The organism is Planomonospora sp. ID67723, assembly GCF_015711605.1.
In the GTDB taxonomy this organism is placed as follows: Bacteria; Actinomycetota; Actinomycetes; order Streptosporangiales; family Streptosporangiaceae; genus Planomonospora_A.
Genome location: NZ_JABTEZ010000001.1, coordinates 1,894,439 through 1,916,161 on the forward strand (window position 1 = coordinate 1,894,439; position 21,723 = coordinate 1,916,161).

General features: G+C 70.9%; 18 protein-coding genes. 14 read left to right on the top strand and 4 right to left on the bottom strand.

Annotated elements, in window-relative coordinates; genetic code table 11:
* Positions 1-184 precede the first annotated feature (184 nt).
* Positions 185-2,314: a bifunctional serine/threonine-protein kinase/glutamate ABC transporter substrate-binding protein gene (locus HS041_RS09095; protein ID WP_196440031.1), complete on the top strand. Its 2,130-nt coding sequence runs from the start codon at positions 185-187 to the stop codon at positions 2,312-2,314.
* Here HS041_RS09095 and HS041_RS09100 read toward each other — a convergent pair.
* Entirely contained in the window at positions 2,301-2,825 is a 525-nt protein-coding gene (locus HS041_RS09100) for a PadR family transcriptional regulator (protein ID WP_196440032.1), read from the bottom strand. The two genes, HS041_RS09095 and HS041_RS09100, sit on opposite strands and share 14 nt — an antisense overlap.
* 82 nt (positions 2,826-2,907) lie before the next feature.
* Between HS041_RS09100 and HS041_RS09105 the strand changes: the two genes are divergently transcribed.
* From HS041_RS09105 to HS041_RS09115, 3 genes are all read left to right on the top strand, one after another.
* Positions 2,908-4,338, top strand: coding sequence for an MDR family MFS transporter (locus HS041_RS09105; RefSeq protein WP_307845209.1), 1,431 nt, complete (start codon positions 2,908-2,910; stop codon positions 4,336-4,338).
* A 41-nt stretch (positions 4,339-4,379) separates the two neighbouring features.
* A complete protein-coding gene (locus HS041_RS09110; protein ID WP_196440033.1) occupies positions 4,380-5,357 on the top strand; it encodes a malate dehydrogenase in 978 nt (325 codons plus the stop codon).
* 200 nt (positions 5,358-5,557) lie between these two features.
* Positions 5,558-6,376, top strand: a complete 819-nt coding sequence (locus HS041_RS09115) for a COG1361 family protein (RefSeq protein ID WP_196440034.1) — start codon at positions 5,558-5,560, stop codon at positions 6,374-6,376.
* Between the two features lie 48 nt (positions 6,377-6,424).
* Here the strand turns inward: HS041_RS09115 and galE are convergent, their stop codons facing one another.
* Positions 6,425-7,384 carry a UDP-glucose 4-epimerase GalE gene (gene galE, locus HS041_RS09120; RefSeq protein ID WP_196440035.1) on the bottom strand — a complete coding sequence of 320 codons (960 nt, stop codon included), beginning with the start codon at positions 7,382-7,384 and terminating at the stop codon, positions 6,425-6,427.
* 121 nt (positions 7,385-7,505) lie between these two features.
* On the opposite strand from galE, the gene HS041_RS09125 reads away from it, so the two are divergent.
* From HS041_RS09125 to HS041_RS09135, 3 genes are all read left to right on the top strand, one after another.
* Entirely contained in the window at positions 7,506-8,903 is a 1,398-nt protein-coding gene (locus HS041_RS09125; protein ID WP_196440036.1) for a hemolysin family protein, read from the top strand.
* A 14-nt stretch (positions 8,904-8,917) separates the two neighbouring features.
* A complete protein-coding gene (gene trpS / locus HS041_RS09130; RefSeq protein ID WP_196440037.1) occupies positions 8,918-9,922 on the top strand; it encodes a tryptophan--tRNA ligase in 1,005 nt (334 codons plus the stop codon).
* A gap of 282 nt (positions 9,923-10,204) precedes the next feature.
* Entirely contained in the window at positions 10,205-11,161 is a 957-nt protein-coding gene (locus HS041_RS09135; protein WP_196440038.1) for a YihY/virulence factor BrkB family protein, read from the top strand.
* Positions 11,162-11,201: 40 nt separating this feature from the next.
* Here HS041_RS09135 and HS041_RS09140 read toward each other — a convergent pair whose 3' ends face one another.
* A complete protein-coding gene (locus HS041_RS09140; RefSeq protein ID WP_230878489.1) occupies positions 11,202-12,377 on the bottom strand; it encodes a D-alanyl-D-alanine carboxypeptidase family protein in 1,176 nt (391 codons plus the stop codon).
* A gap of 87 nt (positions 12,378-12,464) precedes the next feature.
* Here HS041_RS09140 and HS041_RS09145 point away from each other — a divergent pair, with 87 nt between their 5' ends.
* Entirely contained in the window at positions 12,465-12,701 is a 237-nt protein-coding gene (locus HS041_RS09145; protein ID WP_196440039.1) for an SCO4848 family membrane protein, read from the top strand.
* Here HS041_RS09145 and HS041_RS09150 read toward each other — a convergent pair.
* A complete protein-coding gene (locus tag HS041_RS09150; protein WP_230878490.1) occupies positions 12,660-14,033 on the bottom strand; it encodes a peptide ligase PGM1-related protein in 1,374 nt (457 codons plus the stop codon). The genes HS041_RS09145 and HS041_RS09150 overlap by 42 nt on opposite strands.
* A 523-nt stretch (positions 14,034-14,556) precedes the next feature.
* Here HS041_RS09150 and HS041_RS09155 point away from each other — a divergent pair.
* The 6 genes from HS041_RS09155 to HS041_RS09180 all read left to right on the top strand — a co-directional run bounded on the left by HS041_RS09155 (position 14,557) and on the right by HS041_RS09180 (position 21,722).
* A complete protein-coding gene (locus HS041_RS09155) occupies positions 14,557-15,798 on the top strand; it encodes a M20 family metallopeptidase (RefSeq protein ID WP_196440041.1) in 1,242 nt (413 codons plus the stop codon).
* A gap of 335 nt (positions 15,799-16,133) precedes the next feature.
* On the top strand, positions 16,134-17,207 hold the full coding sequence (locus tag HS041_RS09160; protein WP_196440042.1) for a BMP family lipoprotein: 1,074 nt from the start codon (positions 16,134-16,136) through the stop codon (positions 17,205-17,207).
* A gap of 85 nt (positions 17,208-17,292) precedes the next feature.
* Positions 17,293-18,831: an ABC transporter ATP-binding protein gene (locus HS041_RS09165; protein ID WP_196440043.1), complete on the top strand. Its 1,539-nt coding sequence runs from the start codon at positions 17,293-17,295 to the stop codon at positions 18,829-18,831.
* Between the two features lie 55 nt (positions 18,832-18,886).
* On the top strand, positions 18,887-20,038 hold the full coding sequence (locus tag HS041_RS09170) for an ABC transporter permease (protein ID WP_196440044.1): 1,152 nt from the start codon (positions 18,887-18,889) through the stop codon (positions 20,036-20,038).
* Entirely contained in the window at positions 20,035-21,309 is a 1,275-nt protein-coding gene (locus HS041_RS09175; RefSeq protein ID WP_196440045.1) for an ABC transporter permease, read from the top strand. The genes HS041_RS09170 and HS041_RS09175 overlap by 4 nt, the downstream gene beginning before the upstream one ends.
* Positions 21,306-21,722, top strand: a complete 417-nt coding sequence (locus tag HS041_RS09180; protein ID WP_307845210.1) for a cytidine deaminase — start codon at positions 21,306-21,308, stop codon at positions 21,720-21,722. The genes HS041_RS09175 and HS041_RS09180 overlap by 4 nt, the downstream gene beginning before the upstream one ends.
* Position 21,723 lies beyond the last annotated feature (1 nt).

Sequence of the window (21,723 nt, forward strand, 5' to 3'; positions counted from 1 at the left end):
CCAAATGGGGGTGATTGTCAGCAATTGGATGGCATTGGTGTGTCGGATGCGACTCTCGCGCTCGCCGAGCGGCGAGGGGGCGGCGAGGGGACGGCGAGGGGGCAACAGGGTCACGTCGAGGTAACACGTAGGGATCGGGGACCGGCGGGCCGTAAAGTTTGGCTTGTCGGGGATTGACGAGCACGTGGGGACGAAGATGCCGCAGATCGAGCCACTGGGAGCGGGGGAGCCGCGCCAGCTGGGGCCGTTCCGCGTCGTCGGGCGGATCGGCGAGGGCGGGCAGGGGATCGTCTACCTCGGCATGAACGACGCCGGGGAGCGGGTGGCGATCAAGCTCCTGCACGTGAAGTTCTCCGGTGACGCGACCGCCAGGTCCCGTTTCGCCCGTGAGGCTCGCGCGGCCCAGCGGGTCGCCTCGTTCTGTACGGCGGGCGTCGTCGCCGCCGACCTCGAGGGCGACACCCCCTACATCGCCAGCGAGTACATCGAGGGCAGGTCGCTGCGGGAGCTCGTCGACACCGGCGGCCCGCTGCGGGGCGGCGCGCTGCAGCGGCTGGCGGTCGGCACGGCCACCGCGCTCACCGCGATCCACCACGCCTCGATCGTGCACCGCGACTTCAAGCCGGACAACGTCCTCATGGCCGCCGACGGGCCCCGGGTGGTCGACTTCGGCATCGCGCGCATCCTCGACTCCACCGGCACGATCACCAGCCGGGCCATCGGCACTCCCGCCTACATGGCCCCGGAGCAGATCGCCGGTGACGACGTCGGCCCCTACACCGACGTGTTCGCCTGGGGAGCGACCATCGCGTTCGCCGCGACCGGGGAGATGTCCTTCGCCGGCGACTCGATCGCGGTGGTGCTCAACCGCATCCTCAACCACGAGGTGGACGTCAGCTCCATGCCGGATCCGCTGCGGAGCGTGGTCCGCTCGGCGCTGGCCAAGTCCCCCGCCGCGCGGCCCTCCGCCGACCAGATCCTGCTCCGGCTGCTCGGCCACCCCGAGACCGCGGGGGCCTCGCCCGCGGTGCTGACCCAGGGAGCCCAGGTCGCCAGCCCGGAACCGGGCGAGGCGACCAGCGTCATGCGGTTCCCCTCGCACACCGGCACGTCCCTGCCCCTCCCCGGCCCCCGTGACCCGCACACGGGTGTCTCCACCCCCTCCACCGGTCATCTCGCCGGGGGCTCCACGGGTGCGCAGGCGCAGTACCCCACCCGCCAGGACGGGCCTCTGGGGCCCGCGTGGAACGAGCCCCCGCAGGAGCGTTCCACGCCGCTCCCGCACGATCGGCCCACCGCCTACCCCACCCCGCGGGAGCTCCCGGCCTACGGCGGGCCCTCCACGGAGGTCGGGCCGCCGAGCTGGCAGGAGACCCGGCCGGCCCTGTCCGAGGCCCCCTCCGGGCCGCCGAGGCGTGCGCGCCGGGGCCGCTGGATCGCCGCGGCCGTGGCCGCGGCCCTCCTGACGGGGAGCGCCACGGCCGTCTACGCCACCGGCTGGCGGCCGCCGTTCCTCTCCGGCGCCGAGACCACCCCCGGACCGACCGGCGGGTCCACCCCGGCGGTGCTCACCTCCGTGGTGGACAGGGCCGCCGCGACGAAGAAACTCACCGTCGGGATGCGCGACTTCCTGCCGGGCATCGCGCTGAAGAGCAACGGCAGGTGGAGCGGGTTCGAGGTGGATCTCGTCACGGAGATCGCCAAGGCGCTGGGGGTGCCCGAGAGCGGCGTCACCATCCGGGCCACCAGCCGGGACGAGCGGCCCAGGCTGCTGGCCGACGGCGACCTCGATCTGGTCGTCTCGACCTACTCGATCAACGACGAGGACGACGTCACCTTCGCCGGGCCGTACTACCTCGCCCACGTCGACGTGCTCGTCAAGGACGGCTCCGCGATCAGGACCGCGGCCGGTCTGGAGGGCATGCGGCTGTGCCAGCCGGCCGGCAGCGCCTCGGTCACCAGGGTGCAGGAGGCGGTGAACGATCTCACGCTCGTCCCCGTGCAGACCTACACCGAGTGCATGAACATGCTGATGGCGGGGGAGGTCGACGCGGTGCCCGGCGACGACCTGCTGCTGGCCGGGTTCGCCCACCGCGAGCCCATCCGCTACAAGGTGGTCGGCCTGAAGCTCACCGACGAGCGCTACGCGGTGGCGTTGAAGAAGGGCGACGAGCGCGGCTGCAAGGCGGTCCAGGCCGCGATCGCGGACCTCTACCAGCGGGGCGTGATCGGCGACCTGCTCGACAAGCACTTCTCCAACGTCGACTTCGCCAGCCGCGAGAACGCCCTCCCGGCCATGGCTAGCTGCGGATAGACCGCTCGATCTCCTCGGCGGTCTCCCGGGCCCAGTCGCGGAACATCCGGGTCTGGCGCATGCCCAGATCCAGGGCGTACCTGCCGAAGTTCCCCTTGCCCGCCTGTGTCTTGGTCCTCCAGATCTCCTCCAGCTCGGCGAGCTTGGCCTCGCAGATCCGCGCCGCGTCCCGGAGCGCGATCACCGCCTCCTCCGGCTCCAGCGTGGGCAGCAGGAAGGCGCGCAGCGCCAGTTCGTCGCGGATCGACCGGGACGGCCCCGCCGACAGCAGCCACTCGCGCAGCAGTCGGGAGCCCTCCTCGGTGACGGCGTAGGTCTTCCGGCCGCGCGGGCCCTCCTCCTCGATCACCACCAGGCCTCCGGCGGCCATCTTGTTGAGCTCCGGGTAGATCTGGCTGTGCCGGGCCTGCCAGACGTGGTTGACGGATCTCTCGAAGAGCTTCGTGAGGTCGTAGCCGCTCGACGGGCCGGAGACGGTCAGCAGCCCGAGGAGCGCCATGCGAAGGGACATGCCCTCATCATAGTTATCGTTTGACATGTAAAATTCGACAGGTCAATATCCACATGTGCCTACCGACGTATTGAATCCTCCCGTGGAGACCCGACCGAAGAACGGGTTGCTCCTGCTCGCCGTGCTCGGCGGGATGTTCCTGGCGATGCTCGACCAGACGATCGTCGGCACCGCCCTGCCGCAGATCGTCCAGGAGCTCGGCGGCGCCGACCTCTACACGTGGGTCGTCACCGCCTATCTGCTGACCTCGACGATCACCGTCCCGCTGTACGGCCGCCTCTCCGACACCTACGGCCGCAAGCCGCTGCTCCTCATCGGCATCGCGCTGTTCCTGGCCGGCTCCGTGCTGTGCGGAGCCGCCCAGGACATGACCCAGCTCATCGCCTTCCGCGGCCTGCAGGGGCTGGGGGCCGGTGCCCTGCTCCCGCTCTCGCTGGCTCTGGTCATCGACCTGTTCCCGCCGAACCGGAGCGGCCGGGTGCAGGGCGCGCTCGGCGCCGTGATGGCGCTGAGCTACATCGCCGGGCCGTTCCTCGGCGGGGTGTTCACCGACACCGCGAGCTGGCGCTGGGCCTTCCTGGTCAACCTGCCCGTCGGCCTGGTCGTCGTCGCGGTCGTCGTGGCGCGGCTGCCGTACGCTCCCGGGCAGGGACGCGGCGCCCGCCCCGACTACCTGGGCATCGCCGTGTTCACCGGGGCGATCAGCGCGCTGCTGGTCGGGCTCACCGAGAAGGGACTGGACGGCCATTCGTGGACCAGCGGCCCGGTGCTGTGGCCGATCGCGGGCGCCGCCGCCGGCCTGGTGGTGTTCGTCCTGGTCGAGCGCCGCGCGGCGGAGCCGATCATCCCGCTGGAGCTGTTCCGCAACCGGACCTACGCCCTCGCCAACACGGCCTCGTTCCTCACCGCGTTCTGCCTCTACGCCGGGGTCGTCTTCCTGCCCCGCTACTTCCAGGAGGCCATGGGGCTCAGCGCGACCGACTCCGGGCTGCGCATCTACCCGCTCATGCTCGGGATGGTCGCCGGCAGCATGGCCGCCGGGGCGCTCATCTCGAAGACCCGGCGCTACAAGCCCTGGCTGGTGGCGGGGGCGTTCCTGATCGCGGTCGGCTCGCTGCTCTGCGCGGGGCTGACGGCGGACACCTCCGGGCCGGCGCTCGCGGGGTGGATGGCGCTGCTGGGCCTGGGCATGGGCCCCATGCTCTCCGGCCTCACCGTGGCGGTCCAGTACTCGGTCCCGCCCCGGTTCATCGGTACGGCCAGCGCGAACCTGACCTTCTTCCGGCAGATCGGCGGCTCCGTCGCCCTGGCCCTGGCCGGGACCCTCTACGCCTCGGTCGTCCAGGACCGGGCGCCGCTGCACGGGCCGGAGGCCGCGCACGCCGCCGCGACGGCCACCGTCATCCCCTGGCTCGCCGTCACCGGCGCCGTCCTCGCCCTCGGGGCGCTGCTCGCCATGCCCGGAGGGCGGATCAGGGCACTCGACGCAGGACCGGGGGGAAGCGGGGAGTAACATCCGACCGTCAGAATTCATCCTTCGAGTGGGGGAAGGTCATGGCCCAGACTCCCGTAAAGGTCACCGTCACCGGCGCCGCCGGTCAGATCGGCTACGCGCTGCTGTTCCGCATCGCGTCGGGCCAGTTGCTGGGCGCCGACGTCCCGGTCAAGCTGAGCCTGCTGGAGATCCCGCAGGCGGTCAAGGCAGCCGAGGGCACCGCGATGGAGCTCGACGACTGCGCGTTCCCGCTGCTGAGCGGCATCGAGATCACCGACGACCCGAACAAGGCGTTCGACGGCGCCAGCGTCGCGCTGCTGGTCGGCGCCATGCCGCGCAAGGCGGGCATGGAGCGCGGTGACCTCCTGGAGGCCAACGGCGGCATCTTCGGCCCGCAGGGCAAGGCCATCAACGACAACGCGGCCGACGACATCCGCGTGCTCGTCGTGGGCAACCCGGCCAACACCAACGCGCTCATCGCCCAGCAGCACGCCCCGGACGTCCCGGCCGAGCGCTTCACCGCGATGACCCGCCTGGACCACAACCGCGCGCTCTCCCAGCTCGCCGCCAAGCTCCAGGTCCCGGTCACCGAGATCAAGAAGATGACCATCTGGGGCAACCACTCCGCCACGCAGTACCCCGACCTGTTCCACACCGAGGTCGGCGGCAAGATCGCCGCCGAGCAGGTGGACGAGGCCTGGCTGCGCGACACCTTCATCCCGACCGTGGCCAAGCGCGGCGCCGCGATCATCGAGGCCCGGGGCGCGTCCTCGGCCGCCTCCGCCGCCAACGCCGCGATCGACCACGTCTTCGACTGGGTCAACGGCACCGAGTGGACCTCGGCCGCGATCCCCTCCGACGGTTCGTACGGCGTGCCCGAGGGCCTCATCTCCTCCTTCCCGGTCGCCTCGCGCGGCGGCAAGTGGGAGATCATCCAGGGCCTGGAGATCGACGCCTTCTCCCGCGAGCGCATCGACGCCTCGGTGCGCGAGCTGGAGGAGGAGCGCGACGCCGTCCGCCAGCTCGGCCTGATCTGAGCGTGCAGGACTGTCCCGGCGCTGTCACGACAGGGCCGGGCGGGAGGGCCCCGGAGTCCGCTGCGGCTCCGGGGCCCTCCCGCGTCCGGGGTCCCGGTGGTCACGGGACGACCAGAAGAACAGGACGTGGCGTGTCGGTCGGCCGGGAGGGCGTGATCTCCGCGTTCAATTGACCACTGATGGTCGGGGGATCGGTGTTCATGAGGCGTGGTGCGGCGCGGGTCGTCGCGGGGATGGTCGGTTTCGCTCTCGTCGCGGTGCCCGGGACGGCCCGGGCGCAGGCCCGTGAGCCGGACCCGGGCGGGGCGGACCTGTCCGTGCGGATGGACGTCTCACCGGGGCGGGCGCAGCCGGGGCAGCCGCTGGTCTACCGGGTGAGGGTCCGCAACGCGGGCCCGGGCGACGCGGTGCTGCCGACGCTCACCGTCCGGGTGCCGGCCGGGGTGGACATCCTCAACGCCGACGTGGCCGAGTGCCGGCCGGGCCGGAACGCACGCGAGGTGGTCTGCGCCGCCGGCGCCGACATCCCGGCGGGCAGCACCGGAGAGGTGAGGATCACCGGCCTGGTCCGCCCCGGCGCACGCGGTCCGCTGCCGGCGAGCGCCACCATCTTCTCCGAGGTGGTGGACGGGCGGCCCGCCAACGACTCGGTCCGCCTGCTGACCCTGGTGGACGAGGGCGCCGACCTGGCGATCCGGCTGACGGACCGCTCCCGGGCCGGCCGTACCGTCACGATGGGCGCGGTGGTCCGCAACCGGGGCCCGCGGGCCGTCCGCGACGCGCTGGCCCTCTTCCGGGTCGGGCGGGCGCGCCTGGTGTCGGCGCACGGTGCGCGCTGCCTGCCCCGCCCCGCCTACGTCGGCTGCAGGCTGCGCACCCTCGGCTCCGGCGAGCAGGTCAGGCTCAGTTTCGCCTTCCGCGCGCGCGGCCGTACGGTGACCGCGGAGGCGAGCGTCTACTCCGGGGACGTCGGGGACCGCCGCCCGCGCAACAACGTGGCCCGGATGACGGTGCGCTGACCTTCCCCGTGGAGGGAGGCGCCGGTGCGGGCCCGCGCGCACCCGCGTTCAGCGGGGCAGCGCGGCCCAGGCGTCGGCGACGATGTCCCGGACGGCCGGATGCTCGGGCTTCCAGCCGAGCTCGCGCTGGATCTTCTCGGAGGAGGCGACCAGCACCGCCGGGTCTCCCGCGCGGCGCTCGGCGACGGCCGCGGGGATCTCGTGGCCGGTGACCTCGCGGCAGACCGACAGCACCTCCTGGACCGAGAACCCGGTCCCGCTGCCCAGGTTGTAGATCTTGTGCTCTCCCGGGGCGCAGGCGCCCAGTGCCAGCAGGTGGGCCCGGGCCAGGTCGGCCACGTGGATGTAGTCGCGCACGCAGGTCCCGTCGGGGGTCGGGTAGTCGGTGCCGAACACGCTGACCGACTCGCGCCGCCCGAGCGCCACGGCCAGGATGTTGGGGATCAGATGGGTCTCCACGGCGTGGCGCTCGCGGTAGACCCTGCCGTCGGCGGCGGTGTGGGCGCCGCCCACGTTGAAGTAGCGCAGGCTCACCGCGGCCAGGCCGTACAGGCCGGCGAAGGCGGTGAGCGCGGTGTCGACCGCGAGCTTGGAGGCGCCGTAGGGGTTGGTCGGGCGGGTCGGGTCGGTCTCCAGGATCGGGGAGCGCTCCGGCTCGCCGTACGTGGCGGCGGTGGAGGAGAACACGATCCGGCCGACGCCGGCGGCGCGCATGGCCTCCAGCAGGGCGAGGGTGCCGCCCAGGTTGTGCGCCCAGTAGAGTCCCGGCTGCTGCACGGACTCGCCGACCAGGGACTTCGCCGCGAAGTGCAGCACGCCGTCGGTTCCCTCCAGCAGGGCGGCGGCCTCGGTGATCGAGCCCTCGACGAAGCGCGCGCCGGGCGGGACCGCGTCGGCGTGGCCGGTGGAGAGGTCGTCCAGCACGGTGACCTGGTGGCCCGCCTCGACGAGTTGCGCCGCGACGGCGCTTCCGATGTAGCCGGCGCCCCCGGTGACCAGCAGTTTCACGGAGCCTCCTGTTTGGTCATGTTTATAGATGTTTACTTCTGTAAGACTATTGCCAGCATATGCTGTCAGACCACATACAGGTTCAGCCGGAACGGGCGACGGCCGCGACGGAGACATTTTCGTGAACAGTGTCCTGGCTAACATCGCTCTGGTCCTGCTCTTCGTGCTGATCGGCGGATTCTTCGCGGGCGCGGAGATGGCCCTGGTCTCCCTCAGGGAGAGCCAGGTCCGCAGGCTGAGCGCCCGGGGGCGCAGGGGCGCCCGGGCGGCCACGCTCGCCCGCGACCCCAACCGCTTCCTGTCGGCCGTGCAGATCGGTGTCACCGTGGCGACGATGCTGTCGGCCGCGTTCGGCGCCGACACCCTCGCCGAGGACCTCGTGCCCACGGTGGCCGGCTGGGGTCTCCCGGAGAGCGCCGCCGCCCCGATCTCGCTGGTGCTGGTGACCCTCGCCATCTCCTACGTCTCACTCGTCCTCGGTGAGCTGGTGCCCAAGCGGCTGGCCCGGCAGCGGGCGGAAGGGCTGTCGCTGCTGGTCGCGCCGTTCCTGGACCGGATGGCCGTGCTCTCCCGGCCGATCATCTGGGCGCTGTCCAAGTCGACCGACGGCGTGGTCAAGCTCCTCGGCGGCGATCCCGAGGCCGACCGGGAGGAGATCTCCACCGAGGAACTGCGGGACATGGTCGTCGGCCACCAGGAGCTGACCGAGGACGAACGCAGCCTGATCGCGGAGGTCTTCGCAGCCGGCAAGCGGCAGTTGCGCGAGGTGATGCTGCCCCGCACCGAGGTGGAGTTCATGGCCGCCGACACCCGGCTGGCCGAGGCCGCGGTGCTGGCCGCGGCCATGCCGCACTCCCGGTTCCCGGTCTACCGCGACACCTACGACGACGTCATCGGCTTCGTGCACATCCGCGACCTGCTCGACCCGGTGCTGACCGGATCGATCGAGCCGATCAGCGAGGTGGTGCCGATCCGGCCGGTCAAGCTGGTGCCCACCAGCAAGCAGGTGCTGACCACGCTCTCGGAGATGCGCGACGAGGGCCACCACCTGGCGATCGTGGTGGACGAGTACGGCGGCACGGCGGGCATCGTCACCCTGGAGGACCTCGTCGAGGAGCTCATCGGTGACATCCGCGACGAGCACGACATCGAGGACGAGCAGGTCGTGCTGCCCGCGGGGGAGATCGAGCTCGACGGGCTGAGCAATCTCGGCGAAGTGGCCGAGCAGGCCGGGATCAGGCTGCCCGACGGCCCCTACGAGACCCTCGGCGGGTTCGTGATGGCGACCCTGGGCCATCTGCCGGTCCGGGGAGAGCTGGTGGAGGTCCCCGGTTTCGAGATGTCGGTCACGGAGATGGACGGGCGCAGGGTGGCGCGGGTCCGCATCAAACGCCGCCCGGCGGGGCCGGCGGAGGAGGGGGCGCGGGCGGCCCGGGAGCCCGGCTCCTCCGGCGCGGACTCCTCCCCCGGCATCGGCATGTCTTCCCCGGAGGAGGGGCCGACCACTCCCGACACCTGACAGAATTACCTCTCATGGCGAGTCCCCGTGTTCTGTCCGGCATCCAGCCCACCGCCGACTCCTTCCACCTGGGCAACTACCTGGGCGCGGTGCGGCAGTACGTCTCCATGCAGGAGGGTTACGACGCCTTCTACTGCGTCGTCGACCTGCACGCGATCACGGTGGACTACCAGCCGGAGGTCCTGCGCCGCCGCTCCCGGATCGCCGCGGCCCAGCTCTTCGCCGTCGGCCTGGACCCCGAGCGCTCCACGGTCTTCGTCCAGAGCCACGTGCGCGAGCACACCGAGCTGGCCTGGATCCTGATCTGCCTGACCGGCATGGGCGAGGCCGGGCGGATGACGCAGTTCAAGGACAAGTCGGCGCGATACGGCGAGGGCTCGACCGGGGTCGGCCTGTTCACCTACCCGATCCTGCAGGCCGCCGACATCCTGCTCTACCAGGCGAACAAGGTCCCGGTCGGGGCCGACCAGAAGCAGCACCTGGAGCTCACCCGCGACCTGGCGCAGCGCTTCAACCACCGCTTCGGCGAGACCTTCACGCTGCCCGAGCCGCACATCGTCAAGGGCGTCGAGAAGATCACCGATCTGCAGGACCCGACGGCCAAGATGTCGAAGTCGTCCTCCTCGCCCGCGGGCATCCTGGACCTGCTGGAGCAGCCGGGCCCGCTGCGCAAGAAGATCATGCGCGCGGTCACCGACACCGGTTCCGAGATCGTCTTCGACGAGGAGAACAAGCCCGGCATCGCCAACCTGCTGCGCATCCAGTCCGCGCTGACCGGCACGCCGATCCCCGAGCTGGAGGCGCGCTACGCGGGACAGGGCTACGGCACCTTCAAGAAGGACGTGGCCGAGGCCGTGGAGGAGACCTTCGCGCCGATCCGGGAGCGGACGGAGAAGCTGCTCGCCGACGAGGCCGCGCTCGACAGGATGCTCGCCGCCGGGGCCGCCAAGGCCCGTGCCGTGGCCGCCGAGACCATGGAGAAGGTCCGCGAGCGGGCCGGGTTCCTGCCCATCCCCTGACGCTTCCCCCGCCCCCGCCCGGGACCGGGCACGGGGCTCCCTCCCGTACGGCGCCGCCGGACGGGGAGCCTCCCCGCACGACCCGGTCCGGCGCCGGGGCGGGGTCCTGCCGGATGCGGCCGGACCTGCCGCAGATGACCGGATAGCGACTGTTTGCCGACGATGGCCCCGGGTACCGGAACGGTCACACGCGGTGGTGCCCGGTGGTCTTCTCCGTCCCGGCGTCCCCGGACAACGCGTGAGAACGGTGCATGCGTCGGCGGCGGCCGGGAGGAGGCGCGGGTGGCCGGACTGGGAGAGCGGATCCAGGCGCTCCGTGAGTGGGGTCATGGCCGGGTCGAGTCCGACCGGGTCAGGTGGTCCTGGTTCGACCACGTGCTGCGGACCGTCCAGCGCTACCAGCTCCAGTTCGGCGACCGGCTGGCCGGGGCGGTGAGCTACTTCGCGTTCCTGTCCTTCTTCCCGATCATCGTGCTGGCCTTCGCGGTCTTCGGCTTCTTCCTCTCCTCGCAGGAGAACGCCGACACCACCCTGACGGAGGCCATCAACGGCTACCTTCCCGGCCTCGCCTCGAAGCTCCCCATCAAGGAGATCGCCGAGTCCAAGACCACCGCCGGGATCATCGGCCTGCTCGGTCTGCTCTACTCCGGCCTCGGCGCGATCGACGCCCTGCGCGGCGCCCTGCGGCAGATGTCCATGACCACCGAGCCGCCGCTCAACTTCGCCCTCGGCAAGCTCCGCGACCTGTCCGCGCTGATCCTGGTCGGCATCACGATGATCGTCTCGGTCGTGGTCGGCGGCTTCGCCACGCAGGCCAGCACGACCGTGGCCGGCTGGCTGGGGCTGTCGCAGTCGTTCCTCGCCACCGGAACGGTCTGGCTCGCCGGCCTGGCGGTCAGCGTGGCCGCCGACACCGTGGTCTTCCTGATCCTGCTGGGCTGGCTGGGCCGGTCCACGCAGCCCTTCCGGACGGTGCTCCGCGGCGCGCTGCTGGGCGCGGTCGCCTTCGCGCTGCTCAAGCAGCTCGCCGCGTTCGTCCTCTCGTTCACTTTGGGCAACCCCATCTACGGGGCGTTCGCGGTGATGGTCGGCCTGCTGGTGTGGATCAACCTCTCCGCTCGGGTGATCATGTACGCCGCGGCCTGGACCGCCACCGCCTCCTTCGGCCCGCCCCCCGAACCCACCCCCGTCCCCGGCAACGCCCTCAGCGGTCCGTCCGACCCGCCGAAGATCGTCTGATGCGAGGCGTCCGCCCTCGCACCGGACGGCCGCGGGGCGGTCAGTTCTGCGATCCCGTCCGGCGCAGGCGGCGGCGCAGGCGGTGACCGGACCAGGCGAGGGCGGCGAGGGCGGCGGCGCCGAGCAGATAGGGAGCCGGAGAGGCGGACTCCTCCCCGGTCTGCACGGGCCGCGCCGCGTCGGCGTCCCCGGCGGCGGGCGCCGGGCTCTGGGCCGCGGCGTCGGCGGTCGGCAGGGGAGCGGGCTCGGGGACCGGGTCCACCAGGTGGCCGACCGGGGCGACCTTGCCGCGGGCGGTGAAGCCCCAGTCGAGCAGGTCGGCGACGTCTCCCCAGAAGTAGCCCTCGTGCCGCATGATCGCGACGATGACCGTGTGCCCGCCCCGGCGGGCCGCGCCGACGAAGCTGCCCAGGGCCTTGGAGGTCCAGCCGTTCTTGACGCCGATCATGCCCTTGTAGCGCCAGAGCAGCTTGTTGTGGTTGCCGATCTCGTAGTAGCCCTTGGGTGCTGGGAACTTGTCAGTTTTTAAGCTGATATATCGACGGAAATCAGGGTTGGCGAGGCCGGCGCGCGCGATCAGGGCCAGGTCGTAGGCCGAGCTGCTCTGGCCGGGCTTGTCCAGACCGCTCGGGGTCTTGGCCACGGTGTCGAGCGCCTGGAGCCGCTTGGCCTCGGCGTTCATGTCCGCCAGCGTCTTGTGCAGGCCGCCGTTGGCCTCGGCCAGCGCCATCGCGGAGTCGTTGCCCGAGACCAGCAGCAGCGCCTTGAATAAGTCCTCCACGGTGTAGAGCGGCTTGGGCACCAGCCCGACCGCGCTGCCCTCCTGGTTGACGGCGTTCCTGCTCGGCTTGATCCTGGTGGCCTTGTCGAGCTTCGGGATGAGAGTCAGGGCGGTCAGCGCCTTGAGCGTGCTCGCCGGGAGATAGCGTCCGTGCGGGTCCTTGGCGGCGAGCACCTCGCCCGTGTCCGCGTCCGCGATCACGTAGGATTTCGCAGCTGTCCTGGGCGGGGCCTTGACCCCGGTGGGAAGGACCAGGCCCCGGCCGCCGAGCCGTACGCCTCCGACGGGCTCGGCCCCGGTGGGTTCGGTCCCGGCGGCGGGCGCCGGCCGTACGAGAGAACGGGTGTGCGCGGGAGGCTCCGCGTAGGCGGGAGCGCCCAGAAAGGCGATCACCGAGAGCAGGGCCCCAACGGGCGCGATATGTTTCGTCCCCATAGTGGCCTCAGGGTAGCTTCGTACCGATTCGCATGGGTTTGCACATCCCCGGCCAGGGGGCGGAGCACGCGAGGGGATACCGACATAATGCAAATATCACGAAAGATCGCCAGATTTCTGCTGGCCCTTGCCGCTTTCATGATCTTCGAGTGGGTCAGCCTTGGCTTCAACCTCCAGGACGGCCATCCCCGGTCCTTCTACGTCGTCCACGGCATCCTGATCGCGGTCAACATCGTCCTGGCGATCGTGCTCGCGGCGATCGGCGTGCGCGGCCTGCGCCGTCTAGGGGGTCGGGCACAGGGCGCGAAGCGTCCGCCGGTGTAGCTCGGCGGCCTCCTCCGCCGAGTTCCCGATGCTGGTGAAGCCGAGCTTCCCGTGCTCCGGGATCGCGCCGAGCAGGTGCAGCACGTTCCCGGTGCGGGCCTCGCGGTCGAAGCCGAGGCCCGCCGCCCGGACCGTCTCGACGATCTCCCCCGGGGTACGGCCCCGCAGGGTGGTGGCGGCGCAGTTGTCGGTGGCGACGTAGTACTTGGACTGCTCCCCGCACCTGAGCGTGCCGGTGCCGGGGTCGTAGACGGCGCCGGTGGTCAGCAGCGCGGCGCCGAAGGGATGGGTGGTGCCGCCGATGCGCAGGTTGATCTCGCACAGCAGCGCCCGGTAGCCGCCGTCGGTCTTGACGGCGAAGAAGTCCATCCCGAACAGGCCCACCACGCCCCGGTCGGCGAGGACCCCGGCGATCCGCTCGGCGCACTCGCCCACCTCGGCGCGGTACTCGGGGCGCGCGGGGAAGGCGCACCCCTGGTACACGTCCCCGTTGGGGCCGCCGAGGACCTGCTCGTGCGTGGCCACCACGTCGTAGGCGCCGCCGGGGGTGATCCTGGCCAGCGCGCTGGGGCAGTACAGCGGCCGCCCCTCGATGAACTCCTCGATCACCGCGCCCCGCTCGGCGATCTTCTCGGCGAAGGTCGTCCAGTCCTCGTCGGCGGCGGAGAAGCTCGTGTGGCAGGCGGTGAGCGGGCGGTCGTCCTTGACCACGACGGCGTTGCCCAGGCCGGAGTAGCTGTTGTTGAGCTTGACCATCAACCTGCCGCCGCCCAGCGCGCGCGCCGCGTGCTCCACCTCGGTCAGCGAACGCAGGTCGGCGAAACCGCGGGCCAGCGGCACCTTGGCCTCCTCCCCGACCAGCCGGCCGCCGCTCTTGGAGCCCAGGTAGGCCAGCGAGGTGGCGGGGCCGTAGACCGGCAGCCCGAGCAGGGCGGAGAGGCGCTCCTCGGCCTCGCTGACGACGAAGGGGACCATCCAGGCGTCCTCCGCGCCGTCCAGCGCCTCCCGGATCCGGTCAAGGGCGCCGGGGGTGTGCAGGATCTTCTCGGTGAGGGGGCAGGGCCGGGGATCACCCAAACTGATCATTTCGAGGCGCTCGCGGGCCTCTCGCGGGTCGTCCAGGAACCCGAGGTAGTAGTCCACGATCGCCGGATCCACCGGCGCCGAGGTGAGGTAGACGAGTCTCACGCCCGGTCGCTTGAGGGTGAGAAGCAGGAAGAGCAGCCGCTCCTCGTAGCAGCGTGCTCCGGTTATCCTGCGCAGTTCGTCCTGGGGAAGCGACAACGAGGGGGTGACCACCAGGGTTCCCTCGTTCGGTTCGAAGATGCTCAACCTAGAGTGCTTCTCCCCAAATGGGATATTAGTGATCATATGCGGAGTGAACCACGCGTTCTTCTCTCTGACATCCATCCGCCGGGTTCGATGAGTGGCACCTGAAGTCACGCAAGTTGCCAGTTCAGCGAGGTTTCAACCGAGCGGACGAGGTCAGAGGCTGAACCACGCCCTCCGGTACGGCTACCGCTCCTGAACAATTCGGATCATGCGCCATGGTTCTTCCGGGTCAGGAGGGGCGGAAGAAGGGCAGGGGGCGACAAAACATTTGGTGGAGATGTCGGCGAGCTCCTCCTGAAGAGAGATAAAGTCGGTGTCATACATCCGGCGCGCCGGCGGCCGCATACCGGCCTGCCGCCTCCACGCCGGCGTGTTGTCGTCCGCACTGCCGTGGCCCGTGACACCCACTCCGGCCCCTCCGTGCGGTAATCGCTTTTGGGGCTGCCTCATGGGTCGGGCGATTCTGGGCAGTGGCACATGCGTCGAGGACTCCAACGAACTGGCGCGGATAGGACGGTGGCCGATGCGGGGGCGTAATCTGCGAGGGGAACTCGACGCGTTCCTCGCCGAGGTCGAGGGCGGACTGATCGCTTTCCGCCGTGACCTGCACATGAATCCCGAGCTCGCGTTCGCCGAGTACCGCACGACGCAGCACATCGCCGACCGGCTGAGCGCGATCGGCCTCGCCCCCTCGGTGCTGCCGCGCGGCACCGGCCTCATCTGCGAGGTGGGCAGCGGTGACGGGCCGACCGTGGCGCTGCGGGCCGACATCGACGCGCTGCCCGTGTCCGACGAGAAGGACGTGCCCTACAGCTCGACGGTCCCCGGTGTCTGCCACGCCTGCGGTCACGACGTGCACACCACGATCCTGCTCGGCGCCGGGCTCTTCCTCGCCCGCCAGGCGGAGGCCGGGCTGCTGCCCGGCCGGGTCCGGCTGCTCTTCCAGCCGGCCGAGGAGCTCCCCGGCGGGGCGCTGGAGGTGATGGCCGCGGGCGGCCTCAGCGGCGTGGACCGGATCTTCGGCCTGCACTGCGACCCCCGGGTGGACGTCGGCAAGGTCGGGCTCAAGACCGGCCCGATCACCTCAGCCTGCGACCGGGTCACCGTCCGGGTCAGCGGCCCCGGCGGGCACACCGCCCGGCCGCACCTCACCGCCGACCTGGTCTTCGCGCTGGCCAAGATCCTCACTGAGCTGCCCGCCGCGCTCTCCCGCCGGATCGACCCCCGCTCCTCGCTCAGCCTGGTCTGGGGCCGGGTCGAGGCGGGGTCGGCGGCCAACGCGATCCCGGACGACGGTGTCGCCGAGGGCACCGTGCGCTGCCTGGACGAGGAGGCGTGGCACGCCGCCCCCGACATGATCAAGGCCCTGCTGGAGTCGGTCGCCGGAGCCTACGGCGTCGAGGCGCAGATGGACTACGTGCGCGGCGTCCCGCCCGTCATCAACGAGGAGATCAGCGTGCAGATGCTGATCGAGGCGGCGGAGGGCGTGCTCGGCGAGGGCGCCTCCGTGCCGACCCAGCAGAGCCTGGGCGGCGAGGACTTCGGCTGGTACCTCGAATCCGTCCCCGGCGCCTTCGCCCGCCTCGGCACGCGCACGCCGGGTGAGGCCCACTCCGGTGACATCCACCAGGGCACCTTCGACGTCGACGAGACCTGCATCGCCACCGGCGTGCGCTTCATGGTGGCGACCGCGCTGACCGCGCTCTGGGAGGGGCAGCGACCCGCCACCAGCGAGCCCGCCGTCCTGATGAATTTGGACAACTAGCACCGGTGGGTGGATTTCCCCTTACGCCGTCGCGGTCACGCTAACCAGTAAAAAGTGCATCGCGTAACGAGATAGTCGCCTTCCGTCGGGGCAAGGGTGTGAACGGTCCGCGAGCCGGGCCGACGGCCTCCCGGTTGATCTCTTGAGGGGGCGGTCGATCCTACCCGCTGGTAGCGTCGGCCGCCTTCGCTTGTCACAGGGTGGCGTGAGCTGGGTAACGGACCTATTGCGGAGCTGTGCGCCGGTTTGGTCCGTGCTCACCGAACAACTATCTTCCGTGCAGGGTTGCCGTGCGTCTCTTCGCGCGTGCACTGAGAACGCGAAGGGAGTCCATCTTGCTTCAGAACCGATTCGGCAGGCTGGCCGCGACCGCACTGGCCGGCGGCATGCTCATGGGCGCCGCCGCGTGTGGTGGAGGCGAGGAGCCGACCACGTCCGCCAGCCCGACCGGTGGCGCGACCAGCGCGGCCACGAGCGGCAGCGGCGCGAAGGTCGGTCTCGCCTATGACATCGGCGGCCGCGGAGACCAGTCGTTCAACGACGCCGCCGCCGCCGGTCTGGACAAGGCCAAGGCCGAGCTGGGCCTGGCCGAGACCAAGGAGCTGGAGGCCGGAAGCGGCGAGACCGAGGCGGCCAAGGAGGAGCGGCTCCGTCTGCTCGCCCAGGGCGGCTTCAACCCGATCATCGCCGTGGGCTTCGCCTACTCCGGTCCGCTGAAGAAGGTCGCCACCGAGTTCCCCGACGTCAAGTTCGCCATCGTCGACGACGAGGCCGCGACCGGTCCCAACATCTCCAACCTGGTCTTCGCCGAGCACGAGGGCTCCTTCCTGGTCGGCGCCGCCGCGGCGCTGAAGTCGACCAAGAACCACGTGGGCTTCGTCGGCGGCGTCGAGGTTCCGCTGATCAAGAAGTTCGAGGCGGGCTTCGTCGCGGGCGCCAAGGCCGTCAAGTCCGACATCAAGGTCGACGTCAAGTACCTGACCCAGCCGCCGGACTTCGCGGGCTTCGCCGACCCGGCCAAGGGCAAGACCGCGGCCGAGGGCATGTTCGACGCGGGCGCCGACGTGGTCTACCACGCCGCGGGCGGTTCCGGCGGCGGCGTGTTCGAGGCGGCCAAGGCCGCCAAGGGCTGGGCGATCGGCGTCGACTCGGACCAGGCCAAGACGGCCGCCGCCGACGTGCAGAGCGTCGTCATGACCTCCATGATCAAGAAGGTCGACGTCGCGGTCTTCGACTTCCTGAAGAGCGCCGCGGCCGGCTCGGCCAAGGCGGGCACGACGGTCTACGACCTCAAGGCCGGCGGCGTCGACTACTCCACCACCGGTGGCCAGGTCGACGACATCAAGGCCAAGCTCGACGAGTACAAGCAGAAGGTCGTCTCCGGCGAGATCACCGTTCCGAAGGAATGACCTGACCAGATGAAGGGCCCGGCGGACGATTCCCCGGGCCCTTCGCCCTACTTTCCCCATCACGTTACGTAATCGGGCCATCCGTATGGAGGAGGCCGTCATCAGCACCTCGACACCGGCCGTCGAGCTCGCGGGGATCACCAAGCGGTTCCCCGGCGTCGTGGCCAACCGCGACATCGCCCTTGCCGTGGAGCAGGGGCACGTGCACGCCATCGTCGGAGAGAACGGCGCGGGCAAGTCCACCCTCATGAAGATCCTGTACGGCATGCAGCGCCCCGACGAGGGAGAGATCCGCGTCAACGGGGCGGCCGTCGCCTTCCGTTCCCCCTCGGACGCCATCTCCGCCGGCATCGGCATGGTCCACCAGCACTTCATGCTGGCCGACAACCTGACCGTGCTGGAGAACGTGGTCCTCGGCAGCGAGCCCCGCAAGGGCGGCATCGCCATCGACTTCGGCGCCGCGCGCAAGAAGATCAAGCAGATCTCCGACACCTACAGTCTGGGCGTCGACCCCGACGCCCTGGTCGAGGACCTCGGCGTCGGAGCCCGGCAGCGGGTGGAGATCCTCAAGGTCCTCTACCGGGGCGCCCGCATCCTGATCCTCGACGAGCCGACCGCGGTGCTCGTCCCGCACGAGGTGGACGAGCTCTTCGGCAACCTTCGCGAGCTGGTCCGCGAGGGCCTGACGATCATCTTCATCTCGCACAAGCTCGACGAGGTGCTCTCGGTCGCCGACGCCATCACCGTCATCCGGCGCGGCACCACCGTGGCGAGCGTGGACCCCAAGGCCGTGACCGCCCGGCAGCTCGCCGAGCTCATGGTCGGCAGCGAGCTGCCCAGCCCGGAGACGCGCGAGTCCACCGTCACCGACGTGGTGGCGCTCTCGGTGCGGAACCTGTCGGTGCACTCGCCGGACGAGCGTTGCATCGTGGACGGCGTCACCTTCGACATCCGCAAGGGCGAGGTGCTCGGCATCGCCGGCGTCGAGGGCAACGGCCAGGCCGAGCTCGTCGAGGCCATCATGGGAATGCGCCCCGCCGAGGGGGAGATCCGCCTCGGCGAGGAGGACATCTCCGCCTGGTCCACCCTCCGCCGCCGCGAGGCCGGCGTCGGCTACATCCCCGAGGACCGGCACCGGCACGGCCTGCTGCTGGAGGCCCCGCTCTGGGAGAACCGAATCCTCGGCCACCAGACCCGCAGGCCCAACGTCAAGGGTCCGTGGATCGACCGCGCCGGAGCCCGCGCCGACACCCGGCGCATCGTCGAGCAGTACGACGTCCGCACCCCCGGCATCGACGTGGACGCCGCAGCCCTGTCCGGCGGCAACCAGCAGAAGCTGATCGTCGGCCGGGAGATGAGCGGCGACCCGGTGTTCCTCATCGCCTCGCACCCGACCCGTGGCGTGGACGTGGGCGCCCAGGCCGCGATCTGGGACCACCTGCGCGCCGCCCGCGCGGCCGGCCTGGCCGTCCTGCTGATCTCGGCCGACCTGGACGAGCTCATCGGCCTGTCGGACACGCTGAAGGTGATCCTGCGCGGGCGCATCGTCGCCGACGTGGATCCGCAGAACGTGACGCCCGAGCAGCTCGGCTCGGCCATGACGGGTGCCGGTGAGGCGGCATGAACACCTACGTAACGCACGCCGTACCCGGAGATCCCGGAGCCCCCGGAGCCATCGCATGAAATCCGCTGAGTCGAGCTTCGCCGACCGCCTGCTCGGGCGGGTACGGCTGACCGGCCTCCTCTCGCTCGCCGCGCCGCTGCTGGCCATCGTGTTCGCCGGGCTGATCACCTCGGTCGTCCTGCTGGTCAGCGGCGACCCGCCCCTGGAGACGCTGGGCGTCATGGCCGACTACGGCACGCAGCCGCGGTCGATCGTGCTCATGCTGAACTACGCGACGACCTACTACCTGTCCGCGGTCGCGGTGGCGATCGGGTTCCGGATGAACCTGTTCAACATCGGCGTCGACGGCCAGTACCGCCTCGCGGCGCTCGTGGCCGCGGCGGTGGGCGGCGCGGTCACCCTGCCCGCTCCCCTGCACATCGCCCTGATCCTGCTCGTGGCGATGCTGGTCGGCGCCGGCTGGGCCTCGATCGCCGGCCTGCTCAAGGTCAAGCGCGGCGTCAGCGAGGTCATCTCCACGATCATGCTGAACGCCATCGCCACCGCGCTCGGCGCGTGGCTGCTCAACAAGGAGCGCCTGGCGGTCGAGGTCGCGGGCAGCAACAACATCGGAACCAAGCCGATCCCCGAGTCCGGCCGGGTGGCCGGTATGGCGATCATCCCCGGGACCGAGGCCAAGGTGTTCGGCCTGATCATCCTGGCGGTCGTCGTGGGCGTCGGCTACCACGTGCTGCTCAGCCGGACCCGGTTCGGCTTCGACCTGCGGGCGACCGGCCGTTCGGAGTCGGCCGCGGTCGCCAGCGGCGTGAACGTCAAGAAGATGGTCGTGACCGCGATGATTCTGTCCGGCGCGGCGGCGGGCCTGATCGGCATGCCGCAGCTGCTCGGCTCGTCCTACTCCTACAGCCTCGACTTCCCGACGGGGCTCGGTTTCACCGGCATCGCGATCGCGCTGCTGGGCCGCAACCACCCGGTCGGCATCGCGTTCGGCGCGCTGCTGTGGGCCTTCCTCGACACCTCGTCGAGCATCCTCCAGCTCCACGAGATCTCGCCCGAGATCGTGGCGATCATGCAGGGAACCATCGTGCTCTCGGTCATCATCGCCTACGAGCTGGTCCACCGTTACCAGATCACGGCCGAGCAGCGCCGGGTGAGCAAGGAACTGGCGGGCGGGACCCCGCCGCGGGTCGAAGGAGCGTCGGCATGAGCGCAAGCGGCCTGAAGACGGGCCAGCCTCCGGTGGAGCGGGCCAAGGCCGGGACGTTCAAGCTCACCTGGCGGCTCCTGCTGATCGGCATCGGCGCGCTGGTCCTCCTGCTCTCGGTCACCCGGTTCTTCACCGGCGCCGTCGACCTCACCTCGGCGGGCGCGATCAACGCCGCCGTCGCGCTGGCCGTGCCGATCGGCCTGGCCGGTCTGGGCGGCCTGTGGTCCGAGCGGGCCGGCGTGGTCAACATCGGCCTGGAAGGCATGATGATCCTGGGCACCTGGGCCGGGGCCTGGGGTGCGATCCAGTTCGCCAACCCCTGGGCGGGCGTGCTCGCCGGGGCGATCGGCGGCGCCGTCGGCGGCCTGCTGCACGCGGTGGCCACCGTGACCTTCGGCGTCGACCACATCATCTCCGGTGTCGCGATCACCATCCTGGGCGGGGGCATCACCCAGTTCCTGTCGAAGGTGACCTTCGCCGAGATGCCGGGCGGCGGGGACACCCAGTCGCCGCCCGTGCCCAAGCCGGGGGTCGTGAGCCTGCCGTGGGTCGGCGAGCCGCTGGCCGACCTGGAGGCCCAGCGCTGGTTCCTGCTGTCCGACCTGGCGGGGATCCTGCGGGGCCTGACCACCAACGTCTCGCTCTTCACCATCCTGGCGGTCGCGCTGGTCCCGCTGACGTTCTACGTGCTCTGGCGCACGGCGTTCGGCCTGCGGCTGCGCTCCTGCGGCGAGCGGCCGGTCGCCGCGGAGTCGCTGGGCGTCAACGTCTACACCTACAAATATGCCGCGGTCGTCGTCTCCGGCGCGCTGGCGGGCCTGGGCGGCGCGTTCCTGTCGCTGGTGGCCTCCAGCGCCTACCGCGAGGGCCAGACCGGCGGGCGCGGCTTCATCGGCCTCGCCGCCATGATCTTCGGCAACTGGCGGCCCGGCGGCCTGGCGGCCGGCGCGGCGCTGTTCGGCTACACCGACGGCCTGCAGCTGCGCCGGGGCGGCGAGTCCGTGCACGCGCTCCTGCTGCTGGTGGCCATCCTGATCGCCGCGGTGGCGGTCTACCAGCTCGTGCAGCAGAAGCGCGCCCAGGCGGCGGTGTTCACCGGCTCCGCGGCGGTCATCGTGTTCGTGATCTTCGCGTTGACCGACAGCATCCCGGCGCAGTTCACCTCCGTCACCCCGCACATCACCACGCTGCTGGTGCTGTCTCTGGCGGCCCAGCGCCTGCGCATGCCCGCCGCCGACGGCCTGCCGTACCGGAAGGGACAGGCCAAGTGAGCACCGAGAAGACGAACGCCGCCATCGACTGGGCCGCGCTGAAGGCGGAGGCCGTACGGGCCATGGCCAACGCGTACGCGCCCTACTCCAAGTTCCCGGTGGGCGCCGCCGCGCTGGTGGACGACGGGCGGATCGTGTCCGGCTGCAACGTGGAGAACGCCTCCTACGGCGTCGGGCTGTGCGCGGAGTGCGGGCTGGTCTCCGCGCTCCGGGCGAGCGGGGGCGGCCGGCTGGTCGCCTTCACCTGCGTGGACGGGCACGAGGAACTGCTCATGCCGTGCGGGCGATGCCGTCAGCTGCTGTTCGAGTTCGGCGGCGACGAACTGCTCGTGGAAACCGTGGACGGGCCGAAGCCGATGGCGGAGATCCTGCCGTACGCCTTCGGACCCGACGACCTGAGCCGGGGGGCTTGAT